General features: G+C 49.3%; 15 protein-coding genes and 1 pseudogene. 13 read left to right on the top strand and 3 right to left on the bottom strand.

The window, feature by feature from the left end; all coding sequences use genetic code 11:
* The first annotated feature begins 11 nt into the window (after positions 1–11).
* The 13 genes and pseudogenes from ACTHSQ_RS06780 to ACTHSQ_RS06720 all read left to right on the top strand — a co-directional run.
* The gene (locus ACTHSQ_RS06780; protein WP_039863743.1) at positions 12–872 is read left to right on the top strand and encodes a ParB/RepB/Spo0J family partition protein; all 861 of its coding nucleotides are present in this window, start codon (positions 12–14) and stop codon (positions 870–872) included.
* A 274-nt stretch (positions 873–1,146) separates the two neighbouring features.
* Positions 1,147–1,500: an ATP synthase subunit I gene (locus ACTHSQ_RS06775; RefSeq protein WP_440371084.1), complete on the top strand. Its 354-nt coding sequence runs from the start codon at positions 1,147–1,149 to the stop codon at positions 1,498–1,500.
* Positions 1,490–2,356, top strand: a complete 867-nt coding sequence (gene atpB, locus ACTHSQ_RS06770; RefSeq protein WP_036472483.1) for a F0F1 ATP synthase subunit A — start codon at positions 1,490–1,492, stop codon at positions 2,354–2,356. The genes ACTHSQ_RS06775 and atpB overlap by 11 nt, the downstream gene beginning before the upstream one ends.
* A 63-nt stretch (positions 2,357–2,419) precedes the next feature.
* Entirely contained in the window at positions 2,420–2,656 is a 237-nt protein-coding gene (atpE, locus tag ACTHSQ_RS06765) for a F0F1 ATP synthase subunit C (RefSeq protein ID WP_003676106.1), read from the top strand.
* 73 nt (positions 2,657–2,729) lie between these two features.
* Positions 2,730–3,200 carry a F0F1 ATP synthase subunit B gene (locus ACTHSQ_RS06760; protein WP_003683705.1) on the top strand — a complete coding sequence of 157 codons (471 nt, stop codon included), beginning with the start codon at positions 2,730–2,732 and terminating at the stop codon, positions 3,198–3,200.
* 4 nt (positions 3,201–3,204) lie between these two features.
* Entirely contained in the window at positions 3,205–3,738 is a 534-nt protein-coding gene (locus ACTHSQ_RS06755) for a F0F1 ATP synthase subunit delta (RefSeq protein WP_003683778.1), read from the top strand.
* 10 nt (positions 3,739–3,748) lie between these two features.
* Positions 3,749–5,296, top strand: a complete 1,548-nt coding sequence (gene atpA, locus ACTHSQ_RS06750; protein ID WP_003683922.1) for a F0F1 ATP synthase subunit alpha — start codon at positions 3,749–3,751, stop codon at positions 5,294–5,296.
* 24 nt (positions 5,297–5,320) lie between these two features.
* Positions 5,321–6,196 (top strand): F0F1 ATP synthase subunit gamma, encoded by an 876-nt coding sequence (gene atpG / locus ACTHSQ_RS06745; RefSeq protein ID WP_315039539.1) that lies wholly within the window; start codon positions 5,321–5,323, stop codon positions 6,194–6,196.
* A gap of 38 nt (positions 6,197–6,234) precedes the next feature.
* On the top strand, positions 6,235–7,632 hold the full coding sequence (gene atpD, locus ACTHSQ_RS06740) for a F0F1 ATP synthase subunit beta (RefSeq protein WP_063076780.1): 1,398 nt from the start codon (positions 6,235–6,237) through the stop codon (positions 7,630–7,632).
* Positions 7,633–7,642: 10 nt separating this feature from the next.
* Entirely contained in the window at positions 7,643–8,068 is a 426-nt protein-coding gene (locus tag ACTHSQ_RS06735; RefSeq protein ID WP_440371085.1) for a F0F1 ATP synthase subunit epsilon, read from the top strand.
* A 391-nt stretch (positions 8,069–8,459) separates the two neighbouring features.
* Positions 8,460–11,273, top strand: a complete 2,814-nt coding sequence (gene polA, locus ACTHSQ_RS06730) for a DNA polymerase I (RefSeq protein WP_440371086.1) — start codon at positions 8,460–8,462, stop codon at positions 11,271–11,273.
* An 84-nt stretch (positions 11,274–11,357) separates the two neighbouring features.
* Positions 11,358–13,415, top strand: coding sequence for a tetratricopeptide repeat protein (locus ACTHSQ_RS06725; RefSeq protein ID WP_308112160.1), 2,058 nt, complete (start codon positions 11,358–11,360; stop codon positions 13,413–13,415).
* Between the two features lie 66 nt (positions 13,416–13,481).
* Positions 13,482–13,553, top strand: a pseudogene (locus ACTHSQ_RS06720) (REP-associated tyrosine transposase); the annotation flags it as partial.
* Positions 13,554–13,792: 239 nt separating this feature from the next.
* Here ACTHSQ_RS06720 and xth read toward each other — a convergent pair.
* The 3 genes from xth to ACTHSQ_RS06705 form a co-directional block, all read right to left on the bottom strand.
* Complete coding sequence (gene xth, locus ACTHSQ_RS06715; protein WP_049350827.1) at positions 13,793–14,563, bottom strand: exodeoxyribonuclease III; 771 nt, start codon at positions 14,561–14,563, stop codon at positions 13,793–13,795.
* 167 nt (positions 14,564–14,730) lie between these two features.
* Positions 14,731–15,009: an ArsR/SmtB family transcription factor gene (locus ACTHSQ_RS06710; protein ID WP_003683896.1), complete on the bottom strand. Its 279-nt coding sequence runs from the start codon at positions 15,007–15,009 to the stop codon at positions 14,731–14,733.
* A 414-nt stretch (positions 15,010–15,423) separates the two neighbouring features.
* Positions 15,424–17,205, bottom strand: coding sequence for an extracellular solute-binding protein (locus ACTHSQ_RS06705; protein WP_049350828.1), 1,782 nt, complete (start codon positions 17,203–17,205; stop codon positions 15,424–15,426).
* Between the last annotated feature and the right edge of the window lie 74 nt (positions 17,206–17,279).

Below are 17,279 nucleotides of genomic sequence, written 5' to 3'. Positions count from 1 at the left end.
GGGAAAACAATATGGCAAAAGCAAAAGGTGGATTGGGACGCGGTTTGGATTCGCTGATTTCCAATGCAGTGGACAGCAGTAGTAGCGACCGCCTGACAACGGTTGCCATCGCCGATATTCAGCCCGGCCGTTATCAGGCGCGTGTGCAAATTGATGATGAAGCTTTGCAGGAATTGGCCGATTCCATTAAAGCGCAAGGCATTATCCAGCCGGTTATCGTACGCGAACGTGGTCTGTCTCAATATGAATTGATTGCCGGCGAACGCCGTTGGCGCGCTTCCCAGTTGGCCGGTTTAACCGAAATTCCTGTCGTTATCAAGACCATTAGCGACGAAACTGCATTGGCTATGGGTTTGATTGAAAACCTGCAACGTGAAAACCTCAATCCAATTGAAGAAGCGCAAGGTTTGAAACGTCTTGCAGATGAATTCGGCCTGACTCACGAAACCATCGCAAAAGCCGTCGGTAAAAGCCGTAGTGCCATCTCCAACAGCCTGCGCCTGTTGAGCCTGCCTGAGCCGGTTCAGGAAATGCTTTATCAACGCCGTCTAGAAATGGGTCATGCCCGTGCGTTGCTGACCTTGCATGTGGTTGACCAATTGGAGTTGGCGCAAAAAGCCGTCAAAAACGGTTGGTCGGTGCGCGAAGTAGAACGTCGCAGTCAGTTGGCGCATCAAAAAGCCAAACCGGAAGCAGCCAAAACCATCAGCCCGGATATCCGCCGTATCAATGATGCCTTGACCGAGCGTTTGGGTGTCAATGCCGAAGTCAAAACCAGCAATCAGAAAAAAGGCAAAATCGTACTGCATTTTGATACGCCGGAAACATTTGAATACTTGCTGAAGCAGTTGGGTATCAATCAAGAGTTTTAACGGTTTTATAAACAGGCCGTCTGAAAAAAATTTCAGACGGCCTGAATTTTTGATAAAAGGACTGGTCGTACAGATGTTTACAATACAAATCAAAATCTTCTATAAAATCTGTGTAGCAACATGTAATTTGTGTTAAACTCCGTTCCTGCAAAGATTTGTTTTATATGTGTTAATCATTTATCTGTGAAAGGTTCACAAAGATTAACATATTGCTTGACGTTAACAAACTTCTTGATTATATTAATTTACCTTGCGTTTTGGGGTGTGAAGTACAATGAATCAAATAGTCCCATTGCAAGTAGTTGTATTGTTAATAATTTCAGTTGTTTGTGCGTTATTCTCCGGATTGCCCGGCCTCCTCTCTGCTTTGGCGGGAGGATTTTCGTACATTTTGCCTACCCTTGTTGCAGTTTTACTTTTAAAGTTTTCCCGACGAAATCCCGATCTGCAAAGGTCGATGTTTGTCGGTGGAGAGGTTTTAAAAGTAGTGCTGTCGCTGGTATCTATGTCGGTCGTTTTTGCGATATGGCATCAATCGCTGGTATTTTTCCCATTCTTATTGGGGTTACTCAGTGTCAGTCATTTGGTTTTTTTAGTATTGTTGAGAGTGAAACACTATGGCAGGTGAAACTATGACCGCTGCCGACTACATCAAGCACCACTTGCAAAGCTTGACCAGTATGTCGGATGTTACTCAGGGTCAAGGACTGAAAAACATCGCTGATTTTTCGTTCATTAACCTTGATGCAATCTTTTTTGCTGTTCTGTTAGGCGTAATCGGCAGCTTCCTTTTGTGGCGCGGTGCCAAAAAAGCAACGGCTGGCGTGCCTGGTCGTTTTCAAGCAGCTGTTGAAATTTTGTTCGAATTCGTGGATAACATGTGTAAGAGTATTATTCATAACGAACAATCGCGTAAAGCCGTTGCGCCTTTGGGTTTGACCCTGTTTGTCTGGATTTTCCTGATGAACGCCATGGATATGTTGCCGGTTGATTTGCTGCCGATGGCATGGCAAGGCATTACCGGTAATCATCATGCACTGTTGCGCGTTGTACCGACTGCTGACTTGAATACGACTTTGGCTTTGGCAATCGGCGTATTGTTGGTATGTATTTATTACAATATCAAAATCAAAGGCTTTGGCGGTTGGATTCACGAATTGTTCAGCGCACCTTTTGGCCCGATGCTCGCTCCGGCCAACTTTCTGTTGAACTTGGTAGAGTTTTTGTCCAAAACCGTATCCCACGGTATGCGGTTGTTTGGTAATATGTATGCCGGTGAGCTGGTGTTCCTGCTGATCGCTTTGTTGGGTGGTGCATGGGCGTCAACCGGCAGTATCGAGACTTTGGATCCAATTTTATTTGTGTTCCACCTGATTGCCGGTTTGGCTTGGGCGATTTTCCACATTTTGGTTATCACCTTGCAGGCATTTATTTTCATGGCGTTGGCGTTCGTATACATCGGACAAGCGCATGATGCACACTAATCAAGTAGTTTTTTCGTAGTTTGTTTTTGTAGTTTAACCTTTACTATCTTAAGGAGTTTAAAAATGGGTTTGATTGCTATCGCATGTGGTTTGATCGTTGCCTTGGGTGCATTGGGTGCCTCTATCGGTATCGCAATGGTTGGTTCTAAATACTTGGAATCTTCTGCCCGTCAACCTGAGCTGATCGGTCCTCTGCAAACCAAACTGTTCTTGATCGCTGGTCTGATCGACGCGGCCTTCTTGATCGGTGTGGCTATTGCCCTGTTGTTCGCCTTCGTTAACCCGTTTGGTGCTGCGTAATCAAGACGGAGTGATCCGTTCAGATACAGGCTTATGGTCTGTTTGATTAACCCAGATACGAAGGTTAAGTAACGTGAATATTAATGCAACCTTATTTGCGCAAATCCTAGTTTTCTTTGGCTTGGTTTGGTTTACGATGAAATTCGTATGGCCTCCGATTGCCAAAGCATTGGATGAGCGTGCCGCAAAAATCGCCGAGGGCTTGGCTGCTGCCGAGCGCGGTAAGAGCGATTTTGAGCAGGCAGAGAAAAAAGTTGCAGAACTTATGGCCGAAGGGCGTAATCAGGTAACCGAAATGGTTGCTAACGCCGAAAAACGTGCTGCAAAAATTGTAGAAGAAGCCAAAGAGCAAGCTTCTCATGAAGCAGCACGCATTGCAGCCCAAGCAAAAGCTGACGTGGAGCAAGAAGTTAACCGTGCGCGCGAAGTGTTGCGCGAACAGGTTGCTACACTGGCTGTTAAAGGTGCGGAATCTATCTTGCGTAAAGAAGTTGATGCTTCCAAACATGCAGATTTGCTCAGTGCCTTAAAACAGGAGCTGTAATCTTATGGCAGAGTTCGCAACGATTGCCAGGCCTTATGCGAAAGCATTGTTTAGTCTGGCTCAGGAAAAAAACCAAATCGAGTCTTGGTTGGGCGAACTGAAAGAACTCGCAGCGGTTGTTCAAGATGAGAAAGTTATTGCTTTCATCGAGCAACCGGAAACGGGAGCTTCCGAAAAAGCAGAAACGCTCAAAGGTCTTGTCGGTATCAAAAATGTCGAATTGGCAAATTTCATTACCGTTTTGGCCGAGCAAAAGCGTTTGCTGGTATTGCCGGAAATTTATGCCCAATATCAAGATTTGACCTTGATACACAACAATACGAAATCGGCAGTAATTTACAGCGCGTATGAGCTCAGTTCTCAGCAGCTGGCCGATGTTACCGATATCCTGACAAAACGCTTCAACAGCAAATTGGATGTGGTAACTAAAGTTGCCCCTGAATTAATTGGCGGCATCAAAGTAGAAGTGGGTGATCAGGTCTTGGATTTGTCCGTACAAGGCAAACTGAATGCTTTGTATGCGACTATGACAAATTAGGAGAGTTTTCATGCAGCTTAATCCTGCTGAAATTAGCGATTTGATTAAAGCCAAAATCGAAAATCTGTCCGTCGATGCAGAAGTGCGTACCCGTGGTACCGTTGTTTCTGTTACAGACGGCATTGTGCGCATTCATGGCTTGTCAGACGCGATGCAAGGTGAGATGCTCGAATTCCCCGGTAACACTTTCGGTCTGGCCATGAACTTGGAGCGTGACTCCGTCGGTGCCGTAGTGTTGGGTGAGTACGAACACATTAAAGAAGGCGATACAGTTACCTGTACCGGCCGTATTTTGGAAGTGCCGATCGGTCGCGAACTGGTTGGCCGCGTAGTTGATGCATTGGGTCGTCCTATCGATGGTAAAGGTCCAATCAACACAACATTGACTGCTCCAATCGAAAAAATTGCACCAGGTGTGATTGCGCGTAAATCGGTTGACCAACCAATGCAAACCGGGCTGAAAGCCATTGACTCTATGGTTCCGGTTGGTCGTGGCCAACGTGAGTTGATCATTGGTGACCGTCAAACCGGTAAAACTGCCGTAGCACTGGATGCCATCGTTAACCAAAAAGGTACAGGCGTTATCTGTATTTATGTGGCTATCGGTCAAAAAGCATCTTCTATTGCCAACGTAGTACGCAAATTGGAAGAGCATGGCGCGATGGAACACACTATCGTGGTTGCTGCAACTGCTTCTGAAGCCGCTGCACTGCAATACATCGCCCCTTACTCCGGTTGTACCATGGGCGAATTCTTCCGTGACCGCGGTGAAGATGCACTGATCGTATACGATGACTTGTCTAAACAAGCCGTTGCATACCGTCAAATTTCCCTGCTGTTGCGCCGTCCTCCCGGTCGTGAAGCATATCCTGGCGACGTATTCTATCTGCACTCCCGTTTGTTGGAACGTGCGGCTCGCGTCAGCGAAAACGAAGTTGAAAAACTGACCAATGGCGAAGTAAAAGGCAAAACCGGTTCTCTGACTGCATTACCGATTATTGAAACACAAGCCGGTGACGTATCAGCGTTCGTACCAACCAACGTAATTTCGATTACAGACGGCCAAATCTTCTTGGAAACCGACTTGTTCAACGCCGGTATCCGTCCTGCAATCAATGCCGGTATTTCCGTATCGCGCGTAGGTGGTGCAGCACAAACCAAAGTTATCAAAAAACTGGGTGGCGGTATCCGTTTGGCGTTGGCACAATACCGTGAATTGGCGGCGTTCTCGCAATTTGCTTCCGATTTGGACGAAGCAACACGCAAACAGTTGCAACATGGTGAAGTGGTTACTGAATTGATGAAACAAAAACAATTCAGCACATTGAACACTGCCGAAATGGCATTGACTTTGTGGGCGATCAACAACGGTTCTTACGCAGATGTTCCGGTATCCAAAGCCTTGGCTTTCGAAGCAGAATTCTTGAGTTTCGTACGTACGCAACATCCTGAGGTTCTAGAAGCGATTAATGCATCAGGCGCAATGTCTGACGAAAGCGAAAAAGCATTGACCGAAGCCATGAAATCTTTCAAATCTTCTTACGCTTACCAAGCATAAGTATTGAGATGAAAGGAGTCTGAAATGGCAGTCGGAAAAGAGATTCTCACCAAAATCCGTAGTGTTCAAAATACCCAAAAGATCACTAAAGCGATGCAAATGGTGTCGACCTCTAAAATGCGGAAGACTCAAGACCGGATGCGCTTAGCGCGTCCGTACGCCGAAAAAGTGCGTACAGTGATGAGCCATCTTGCACAGACTAATGCCGATCATGGTATCAAATTGTTGGAGCCGCACCGTGAAGTGCGTCGTGCCGGTTTCATTTTGATTACCTCGGATAAAGGTTTGTGCGGTGGCTTGAACGCAAACGTACTGAAAAAGTTTTTGGCGCAAGTTCAAGAGTATCAGGAACAAGGCATCGAAGTCGAAGTCGTGTGCCTGGGTAGTAAAGGTTTGGCTGCATGCCAAAGCATCGGTTTGAATGTTATTGCCAGCGCAACCAATTTGGGCGATACCCCAAAAATGGAATTGCTGCTCGGCCCTCTGACCGAAATCTTCCAACGTTATGAGAAGCATGAATTAGACCGTATCCATATGGTTTACTCACGTTTCGTCAATACAATGCGCCAAGAGCCGCGTATGGAAGTTTTGCTGCCTATCGGTGAAAACGTTATTGACGACGAAGCGGGTCATTCTTCATTTGCTTGGGAATACCGCTACGAGCCGAGTCCTATCGCCGTATTGGAATATTTGGTTCGCCGCTATTTAGAGTCTGTGGTCTATCAGGCATTGAGCGACAACATGGCATCTGAACAAGCCGCGCGTATGGTAGCGATGAAAGCCGCAACCGACAACGCAGGCAATGCCATTAAAGAATTGCGCTTGGTGTACAACAAATCGCGTCAAGCTGCGATTACCACAGAATTGTCAGAAATTGTAGCAGGTGCAGCGGCAGTTTAATGCCGTCTGAAGCCTGAACAGGAAATTAGGATACGATAATGAGCCAAGGCAAAATCGTACAAGTTATTGGTGCGGTGGTTGACGTGGAATTTCCACGCGACGCTATCCCGCATGTTTACGATGCCCTGAAATTGGACGAGAACGGTCTGACTCTGGAAGTTCAACAGCTTCTGGGTGACGGCGTTGTCCGTACTATTGCAATGGGTAGTTCAGACGGCCTGAAACGCGGCATGTCTGTAAGCAATACTGGTGCGCCAATTACTGTGCCGGTAGGTAAAGGTACATTGGGTCGTATTGTCGACGTATTGGGTACGCCTGTTGATGAAGCAGGTCCGATCGATACCGACAAGAGCCGTGCCATTCACCAAACTGCTCCGAAATTCGACGAGTTGTCTTCAACTACCGAATTGTTGGAAACCGGTATTAAAGTGATCGACTTGCTGTGTCCGTTTGCTAAAGGCGGTAAAGTAGGTCTGTTCGGTGGTGCCGGTGTGGGCAAAACCGTGAACATGATGGAATTGATCAACAACATCGCCAAAGCGCACAGCGGTCTGTCCGTGTTCGCAGGTGTGGGTGAACGTACCCGTGAAGGTAACGACTTCTACCACGAGATGAAAGATTCCAACGTATTGGATAAAGTAGCCATGGTGTATGGCCAAATGAACGAACCTCCAGGCAACCGTCTGCGCGTTGCTTTGACCGGTTTGACTATGGCCGAATACTTCCGTGACGAAAAAGACGAAAACGGTAAAGGCCGCGACGTATTGTTCTTCGTTGACAACATCTACCGTTACACTCTGGCCGGTACTGAAGTATCTGCACTGTTGGGCCGTATGCCTTCTGCAGTGGGTTACCAACCGACATTGGCTGAAGAAATGGGTCGTTTGCAAGAGCGTATTACCTCTACCCAAACCGGTTCCATTACTTCCATCCAAGCCGTATATGTACCTGCGGATGACTTGACTGACCCGTCTCCAGCGACAACTTTCGCCCACTTGGACGCCACCGTCGTATTGAGCCGTGATATTGCATCTTTGGGTATTTACCCGGCAGTTGACCCACTTGATTCTACTTCACGCCAATTGGATCCGATGGTATTGGGTCAAGAGCACTATGACGTAGCGCGCGGTGTACAGTCTACTCTGCAAAAATACAAAGAATTGCGCGACATTATTGCCATTCTGGGTATGGACGAATTGTCTGACGAAGACAAACTGACTGTGATGCGTGCCCGTAAAATCCAACGCTTCCTGTCTCAACCGTTCCACGTTGCCGAAGTATTTACCGGTTCTCCAGGCAAATACGTTCCATTGCGTGACACCATCGCCGGCTTTAAAGCCATCTTGAACGGCGAATACGACCATCTGCCTGAACAAGCGTTCTACATGGTAGGCGGCATTGAAGAAGCGGCTGAGAAAGCGAAAACCTTAAACTAAGGAGGCCGGCATGAGCACCATGCAAGTTGAAGTGGTTAGTAGCGAGCAAAACATCTATTCGGGCGAGGCCAGCTTTGTGGTGATTCCGACCGTTCAAGGTGAGCTTGGTATTTATCCACGACACGAGCCGATTATGAGTTTGGTACGCCCCGGAGCATTGCGTTTGACTGTTCCGGGTGAAGCTGAAGAAGTGCTGGTTGCTGTTTCCGGTGGAGTTTTAGAAGTACAGCCTGATAAGATTACCGTATTGGCAGACGTTGCCGTCCGCAGTACAGAAATGGATCAGGCGCGTGCTGAAGCAGCTAAAAAAGCAGCCGAAACAGGTGTTTCTGAAGCCAGAGACGAAAAATCTTTGGCCGAAGCGCACAAAGCATTGGCAGCAGCCATTGCTCAGCTGAAAACTTTGGATTACCTTCGTTCGCAAAAAAACAAGTAATGTGGGTTCATCAAGAAAAAGCACAACGAAATGTTGTGCTTTTTTATTTGCCTGAAGATAAGCAATTTGGTATTGAAATGTCGATAGATAAGCAGGAGTCGAGACGATATAATCACGGTTATGATTGAATTTTTGATAGATTCTGGTCAAGCAGTTAGCCTTGTTATGCTGGTAAAATAGTTTTTTTAAATCTTTTCCAGCATCAATAAAACAGATTAGATAATTTCTAATTTATTGAGATTTCAATAGAGTTAAATTCTTAAACATTTAAAATAATAGGGTTTATCAAAATGCTCATATAAACAGGCCGTCTGAAACTTGATTTTCGGTTTTCAGACGGACTTTTCCTTTATAATCAGTACATTATTTTCATACACACAGCAGGTTCTCTATGTCCAACAAACCCACACTCCTTCTCGTTGACGGCTCTTCTTATCTTTACCGCGCCTATCATGCTATGGGGCAGAATTTGTCTGCACCCGACGGTGCGCCGACGGGGGCGATGTATGGCGTGTTGAACATGCTGCGCCGGCTGCGGGCGGATTATGTGCACGATTATTGTGCGGTGGTGTTTGATGCGAAGGGCAAGAATTTCCGCCACGAGATGTTCCCCGACTATAAGGCAACGCGCCCGCCGATGCCGGACGATTTGCGCCCGCAGGCGGAAGCCTTGCCGGATTTGGTGCGGCTGATGGGCTGGCCGGTGCTGGTGATTCCGCAAGTCGAAGCGGACGACGTGATTGGCACGCTGGCGGAGATGGCCGGCGAAGCGGGGTGGAACGTGGTGGTGTCCACTGGCGATAAGGATATGGCGCAGTTGGTGAACGAGCGCGTTACGCTGGTGAACACGATGAGCGGCGAAACGCTGGACATTGAGGGCGTGAAGGAGAAATTCGGCGTACGCCCCGACCAAATCCGCGATTATCTCGCGCTGATGGGCGATAAGGTGGACAATGTGCCGGGCGTGGAGAAATGCGGCCCGAAAACGGCGGTGAAGTGGCTGGAAGCTTACGGCTCGCTGGCTGGTGTGATGGAACACGCTGCGGAAATCAAGGGCAAGGTCGGCGAAAACCTGCAAGCCGCGCTGCCCCAACTGCCGCTGTCGTATGATTTGGTAACGATTAAAACCGATGTGGACTTGCACACCGAGCTTTCAGACGGCCTCGAAAGCCTGCGCCGCACTTCGCCGAAATGGTCGCAGCTTGCGGTCGATTTCAAACGCTGGGGCTTCCGCACTTGGCTGAAAGAAGCGGAAAGCCGTATGCACGAAGCGCAAAACACAGATTTGTTCGGCAGCGAGCATATCGGCGAACAAGCTGCATTGGCGATGGAAACACAGCCGGAAAAACAACCCGAACTTGCCCCAGCCCCTGAAAAGCTGGATTATCAAGCCGTTACCACTGAAGCGCAGTTTGCCACCTTGTTAGACAAACTATCGCAGACAGACACAATCGGCATCGATACAGAAACTACATCCCTAGATGCGATGAACGCTTCGCTGGTCGGCATCAGCATCGCGTTCCAAGCAGGCGAAGCGGTTTATATCCCCGTAGGGCACAGCCTGACCGCCGCGCCCGAACAGCTTGATTTGCAAGACGTATTAGGCCGTCTGAAACCGCATTTGGAAAACCCCGCCCTGAAAAAAATCGGGCAAAACCTCAAATACGACCAACACGTTTTCGCCAACTACGGCATCGCCCTGAACGGCATTGCCGGCGATTCCATGCTCGCTTCCTACATCATCGAGAGCCATCTCGGACACGGCTTGGATGAATTGTCCGAACGCTGGCTGGGCTTGGAAACCATTACCTACGAATCGCTGTGCGGCAAAGGCGCGAAGCAAATCGGGTTTGCCGACGTCGCCATCGAGCAGGCGACCGAATACGCTGCCCAAGACGCTGATTTCGCTCTGCGCCTCGAAGCGCACCTGCGCGCGCAAATGGACGCCAAACAGCTTGAAATGTATGAAAAAATGGAGCTGCCCGTCGCGCAGGTATTGTTTGAAATGGAACGCAACGGCGTACAAATCGACCGTGCCGAACTCGCCCGTCAAAGCGCAGAACTTGGCGCCGAGCTGATGAAACTCGAACAAGAAGCCTACGCCGCCGCAGGCCAGCCGTTCAACCTCAACTCGCCCAAACAGCTGCAAGAAATCCTGTTTGACAAAATGGGCATTCCCACCAAAGGCCTGAAAAAAACCGCCAAAGGCGGCATTTCCACCAACGAAGCCGTGCTCGAACAGCTCGCACCCGACTACCCCCTGCCCAAAATCATCCTGCAAAACCGCAGTCTGGCGAAACTCAAATCCACCTACACCGACAAACTGCCCGAAATGATTTCCCCCAAAGACGGCCGCGTGCATACCACCTACGCCCAAGCCGTCGCCATTACCGGCCGTCTCGCTAGTAACAACCCCAACCTGCAAAACATCCCCATCCGCACCGCCGAAGGCCGCCGCGTACGCCGCGCCTTCACCGCACCGCAAGGCAGCGTCATCGTTTCCGCCGACTATTCCCAAATCGAGCTGCGCATCATGGCGCACCTCTCCGGCGACAAAACCCTGATGGCCGCCTTCCAAAACGGCGAAGACGTACACCGCCGCACCGCCGCCGAAGTGTTCGGCATCGCGCCCGAAAACGTTTCGTCCGAACAACGCCGCTATGCCAAAACCATCAACTTCGGCCTGATTTACGGCATGAGCCAATACGGTCTCGCCAAATCGCTGGGCATCGACAACATCTCCGCCAAAAACTTTATCGACCGCTACTTCGCCCGCTATCCCGGCGTTGCCGAATACATGCAGCGCACCAAAGAACAAGCCGCCGTACAAGGCTTCGTCGAAACCCTGTTCGGCCGCCGCCTCTACCTGCCCGACATCCGTAACAAAAACGCCAACGCCCGCGCCGGAGCCGAACGCGCCGCCATCAACGCCCCCATGCAAGGCACCGCCTCCGACCTCATCAAACGCGCCATGATAGACGTGGCCCGCTGGCTTTCAGAGTGCGAAGCCTCCCCGTGGGACTGCCTGAAGAGCAAATTGATTATGCAGGTGCACGACGAATTGGTATTGGAAGTGGTTGAATCGGAATTGGAAACCGTAAAAGAAATGCTGCCGAAAGTGATGGCCGAAGTGGACGGCGGGCTGTTGCATGTGCCGCTGGTGGCGGAAGTGGGGGTGGGTAAGGATTGGGATGGAGCGCATTGATTTGATTTCACAGCGGTTAACCGCCGCGCACAAAGCGCTTGAGTTGAGAAAGCCGAACAATAGGGATAAATAAAGGATTAAGTGATGGAAAACGATTTAATTAAGCAAGGCCATGAACTCTTTAACGCTAAACAATACACCGAAGCCATTCAAAAGCTGAATGAGGCTTTAGATACAACAAACGATCCGCAACAACAAGTTGATGTCCAATTTTTGCTGGGGCGTTGTTATTTGGAACAGGCACTTCAAACTGGTAATACAGCCTTGTTTGATAAGGCTCGTCAGCACCATCAAGAACAATTGGCATTAGCTAAAAAATTAGACGGCGATACGGGTATTAAAGAACAAGCTAATGTCCAATTTTGGCTGGGTTATTGTTATTTTAATCAGGCGCTTCAAACCGGCAACGCAGCTTTGTTTGACGATGCCCGCAGGTATTTTCAAGAACAGTTGGAATGTACTAAGAAATTAAGCGGAGATAAGGGCATTGAAAAACAGGCTAATGCCCAATCTTGGCTGGGTTATTGTTATTTTAAGCAGGCGCTTCAAACCGGCAACGCAGCTTTGTTTGACGATGCCCGCAGGTATTTTCAAGAATGGTTGGAATCGGCTGAAAAATTAGGTGGCGATAAGGACATTGAAGAACAAGCCAAAGCCCAATTTTGGCTGGGGCGTTGTTATTTCGAGCAGGCACTTCAAACTGACAATGCAATCTCGTTTGACAAGGCCTACAAACACTTTCAAGCGCAATTGACACAGGCTGAACAATTGGAAAAATTAAACAGCGATAAGGGTATTGAAAAACAAGCCAATGCCCAAGTCTGGCTGGGACGTTGTTATTTGAAACAGGCCAAGCAAAACCAAGGCAACATAGAGCAAAGCGAAGATTATTTGTCCGAAGCAGAAAAATGCTTTGATGAAGTATCCAAGCTAGTAGAAAAGTCAAAAGATAAGTCTTTCAAAAAGCAAGTGATTTCGAAGCTGAGACGTGATTTCAGAGAACTTGATTTTGCAAAAGGAAATTACGACAACTACTTCAAATCCAAACAAGAGCATATCCAACAAAAATTGTCTAAAAATAAAAAGATAAACGGCTGTCTAAAAGAAAACATTGCTGCGGTTTTAGCGGTATTGAGCATAGACCCGATTGAATTTGACAAACCTCTGGCGCATTACACCAGCCCGACGGTATGCGAAAAATTATTGGGCATAGGACAAAAACAGGCCAATCAGGAAAACATCGTTGCCGGCAAAATGAGAATGAACAGCTCGGCCTATATGAACGACCCGTATGAAGGCAAAAGCCTGTATGACCTGCTGGGCATTCAGGAACCGGATTTGGAAAACCTGTCGGAATTCAGCCCCTACAATGCCTTTTTTTCCTGCTTTTCTTCGCGGGTAAACGATTTAAACCAGTTCCGCCTGTACGGAAAAGTCGGCAACGTCGAAGCCTCGGGCTGCTGCTTGGTGTTCAACAAGCGCGGCAATTGGATACACGAGCCCGACCTCGATGCGTCTTTCCGCCGCCTGAACGATCAAGACGGATTCACGGGTAGCGTTGTAAAAGAAACCACGGCGCAAAGGCCGTCTGAAAACCTGCCGCTGTACCAAATTGCCTATATTTTTTACCGCGACGAATATACGCAGGATAAAGAATACGATGTGATGGACGGCGATCCGGTTTTCGGCGTCCGCTTAAAGCCGATTAGCGACAACCAAGATTGGCATGGAGTGAGAAAAGCGCAGTTTCAGACGGCCTTAATCGGCTTGTGCGATTATTTCAAAGACACCAAGCAAAACAGGGAAGAATCCCAAGAAAACAAAGCCGCATTGGAATACATCCGCTATCTGTTTAAAGACCACGCATTCCGCGACGAAGAAGAATTCCGCCTGCTGCAAATCGAAGAAATCGGCTCGGACAAAGTGCAGTATTGTCCCGATACCAACACCGCTTTTTTGGAATACGGCAACGTCTGCACCAAGCTGGACGAAGTGATTTTGGGCACGAATTACGAGCGCACCACCGACTGCCGGAAAGTGGAAGTGTTCCGCCACCTGCTCAAACGCAAACAGCCGCACATCAAAGTAAGGCATTCGTCATTGCCGATTAACCCGCCGAACAAATCTGTAAGCCAGCAGTAGCAACTGTATTTTTGCCCGACGGGGTGAAAAATACAGTTGCTACAAAATCATTCCGGGCATAACACTATGAAATACCGTCATTTTTACCGCAATGGCGGCACTTACTTTTTTACGGTTGTAACCAATAAACGGCAGCAAGCCGTAGCCTGCATCTCCACCAACAGCGTGCGTGGCTGCACCACTCACCCTACCTGTGAATTACGCGAAACTTCAAAGCCAACGTGCAGGGTGTGTGCGGTACGCACGCACACGTGTTTTGGTGTTCAAACCATTGTTTCAAACTTTCAGACAATTTCAAACGTGGTCTGAAAACTTTTGGAATAAAGGCCGTCTGAAATCCAGTTTTCAGACGGCCTTATTGTTTATTCATTCAAAATCTAACAGTCAAACTCTGCAATAACCGGTGCATGGTCGCTGGGGCGTTCTTGGGCGCGGGTTTCTAGGTCGACGGTGACGTCTGTAAGGGTGATGGCGAGTTCGGGGCTGCAGAGGATGTGGTCGATGCGCAGGCCGAGTTTGCGTTGGAACATGGCGCCGCGGTAGTCGAACCAGGTGTAGAACGTGCCTTCGGGGTGGATTTTGCGCAGGCTGTCGGTCAGGCCGAGGTCGAGCAGGTTTTTAAACCATTGTCTTTCGATGGAGGAGCAATGGATTTTTTCGTGCCATTTTTCGAGGTCGTAGCAGTCGGCATCGGACGGGGCGATGTTGAAGTCGCCGAGCAGGACGAGTTTGGGGTGGGCGGCCATTTCGGCACGGACGAACTCTGTCAATGCGGCAAACCATTGCTCTTTGTATTGGAATTTTGGGCTGTCCAGTGCTTCGCCGTTGACGCAATAGACGTTGATGACGCGCACGCCGTTGATGGTGGCGGCGATGACACGGCGTTGCGGGTCGTCGGGTAGGGCGGGCAGGCCGCAATGTACGTCTTGCGGTTCGTGGCGGCTGATGATGGCGACGCCGTTGTAGGTTTTTTGGCCGCTCCAGACGCAGTGCCAGCCCATCATTTGTAGGGCGGCGGCCGGGAATTTGTCTTGGTCGAGTTTGAGTTCTTGTAAGGCGAGTATGTCGGCTTGGTGGTCGGCCAGCCAGTTTTGTACTTGGGGCAGGCGGACGTTGAGGGAATTGACGTTCCAAGTGGCGATTTTCATGATGTTTCCGTGTGTGCTGTTGGGAGGGAAGACGGCGGATTGCGCCTGTGGGAATGAGCGGTATTGTATAGCGGATTGGTTTATTTTTCGATATGGGCTGAAAGTGACAGGCCGTCTGAAAGCTGGTGTTTCAGACGGCCTTGATGTTGTGATGTGGAATAATTTGTTTATTCTGCTTGGTCTTTGAGCGTGCGCAGGGTATTGAGGATGGTGGTGGCTTCTTCGGAGATGAGGCGGTATTCGATGATGCGGTGGTAGCGCGTGAAATCGATGATGCCTTCGGTGCGCAGGCGTGCGAGGTGGTTGGCGATGCCGGTCGGGGAGGAGTCGAGCGCCTGTGCTAATTCGGTAATGCTGCGGTCGCCGTCAAGCAGCAGAAAAAGGATGGCCATGCGTTCGGGGTTGGCAATCAGTTTGAGAATGGTAGAGAGACGCTTGATTTCCATATTATTGTTCCTTTTGTCTGTTATATGAATGCTTGATTTGGGTTAAATTTGGATGATTGTAGTTTTTATTAAGATTAACCTTATAATTCAAACTCTTACCTTGCAGTGTACACGGTTTTGTAAAATTTGAGGGCATTGTTTTGCAATTTTTTTGTTTATTTTCGATAGTTTGCTTCGGTTGTGAAATGGATTGAAAAGAGACGAAAAGGCCGTCTGAAATGTTCCGTTGCAGATGATTTTGCTGACGGATGTTTCAGACGGCCTTTGATTTGGTTTTAAGTTGTTTTTTCTTTTATGTTTGTTTGGAATCAATCGATTGATTGTTTTTAAACAAACAACAAGATTTTATAATTCTATGCTCAGGACTACACGCCAAGGGCTTGTCAGACGCTTGGACGTGTTGTCGAAATGCGACTATTTTTTCTTCCAACCTGCGGTCATGGCGAAGGTGATGGGGTCGTAGTATTTCGGCAGCTTGGACGGAATGCCGACATCGTTACGGTACACGACGCGGTAGCGGTCGGCGAACCAGTTTGGAACGATGGTGTATTGATGGCGGATCAGTCGGTCGAGCGCGCGCGAGGTGGTTTGCAGCTCTTGGCGGTTGGTAAAGCTGTTGAAATGGGTCAGCAGTTTTTCAACCGCAGGATGACAGACACCGGATAGGTTGCGGCTGCCTTCGGTTTTGGCGGCGGCACAGCTGAAGTAGTCGTATTGCTCGTTGCCGGGGCTTTCGCTGTTGCCGTAGTAGCCGGTGGTCACGTCAAAATCGAAGTCGTTCATGCGTTTTTGGTACACGGCGGAATCGGCGGTGCGCACGTTCATGGTGATGCCGATTTTGGCGAGGTCGCGCTGCCATTTGGCGGTAATGCGTTCGTAGTTTTTGCTTGGGGCGAGGAATTCAAAGGTCAGCGGTTTGCCTTGTTTGTCGACTGCTTTGCCGTTTTTGTATTGATAGCCACCTTTTTCAAGCAGGGCGCGTGCTTTGAGCAGGTTCGGACGCACGCCCAGTTTGGGGTCGGTAACCGGCGGCATAGGGACGTCTTGATCCAATACGCCGTCGGGCAGCTTGGTACCCAATGATTTGAGCAATGCGGTTTCTGCGCTGTCAGGCTTGCCGGTTGCGGCCATGGTGCTGTTGGTGAAGAAGCTGTCGGTGCGGCGGTATGCGCCGTAGAAGATGCGGCTGTTGACGCTTTCGTAGTCGAAGCTTTCAATCAAGGCGCGGCGGACGTAAATATTGTCCAAGGGCTTGTGGCGCATATTGATGACGAAGCCTTGCATGCCGGCTGTGCTGTTTTGTACCCATTCGTGTTTGGACAGATTGCGTTTTTTGAGGACTTCGTCGGAGTAGGCACGCGCCCAGTTGCGGGCGACGTTTTCTTGTACGAAGTCATATTGGCCGCCTTTCAGCCCTTCGATGCGGACAACTTCGTCTTTGACGTATTTGATGCGGATGTGGTCGTAGTTGTAGCGGCCTTTGCGCACGGGCAGATTTTGCGCCCAGTAGTTTTTATCGCGGACAAACTCGCTGATGCGGCCGTTTTCGGCTTTGGCAAAACGGTAGGGGCCGGAGCCGATTGGCAGGCTGTTTGGTGCGGCGGCCAGGCCTTTAGGATAGCTTTTATGCGAGAAGACGGGCAGGCTGCCAAGAATCATGTGCAATTCTGAGTTGCGCTGTTTGAAGCGGAACACGACGGTGCGGTCGTTGGGCGTTTCCACTTTGGCCACGTCGCTCCAGTAGAAGTGGTACATGGGGGCGGCGGCTTTGTCTTTGGTCAGGATGTTAAATGAAGCGGCAACGTCTTTGGCCAAAACGGGGTCGCCGTTGTGGAATTTGGCTTTGGGGTTGATTTTGAAGGTAACGGAAAGGCCGTCCGGAGCCAGGGCGATGTCTTCGGCAATCAGGCCGTAAACGGCGTACGGTTCGTCCATGCTTTGCTCGGTCAGGGTATCGAGCGTCAGCATACTGATGCCGTATTCGTGGTTGCCTTTGAGGGTAAAGGGGTTGAGTGTGTCAAAAGCACCGAGGAAAGGCGTGGTAAATGTACCACCTTTGGGAGCGTTGGGATTGACGTATTCGAAAGCGGTGAAGTTGGCCGGATATTTGGGTGGTTGGCCAAGGCCTACGCCGTGGGCGGCAAAGGCGGCAGATGGAATCAGACCGAGCAGAGAGAGTAGGGCTGGTGTTTTCATCTATTTATCCTTGTAGGTCGAATGTAATATTCAGTAGTGTGCCGATTATAGCAAAGATAGTGTATTATAAAATC

This window comes from Neisseria sp. P0009.S008 (genome assembly GCF_051958615.1).
Taxonomy (GTDB): domain Bacteria; phylum Pseudomonadota; class Gammaproteobacteria; order Burkholderiales; family Neisseriaceae; genus Neisseria; species Neisseria subflava.
The sequence above is the reverse complement of the archived record's forward strand: the minus strand, read 5'-3'. Positions and strand labels throughout refer to the sequence as shown.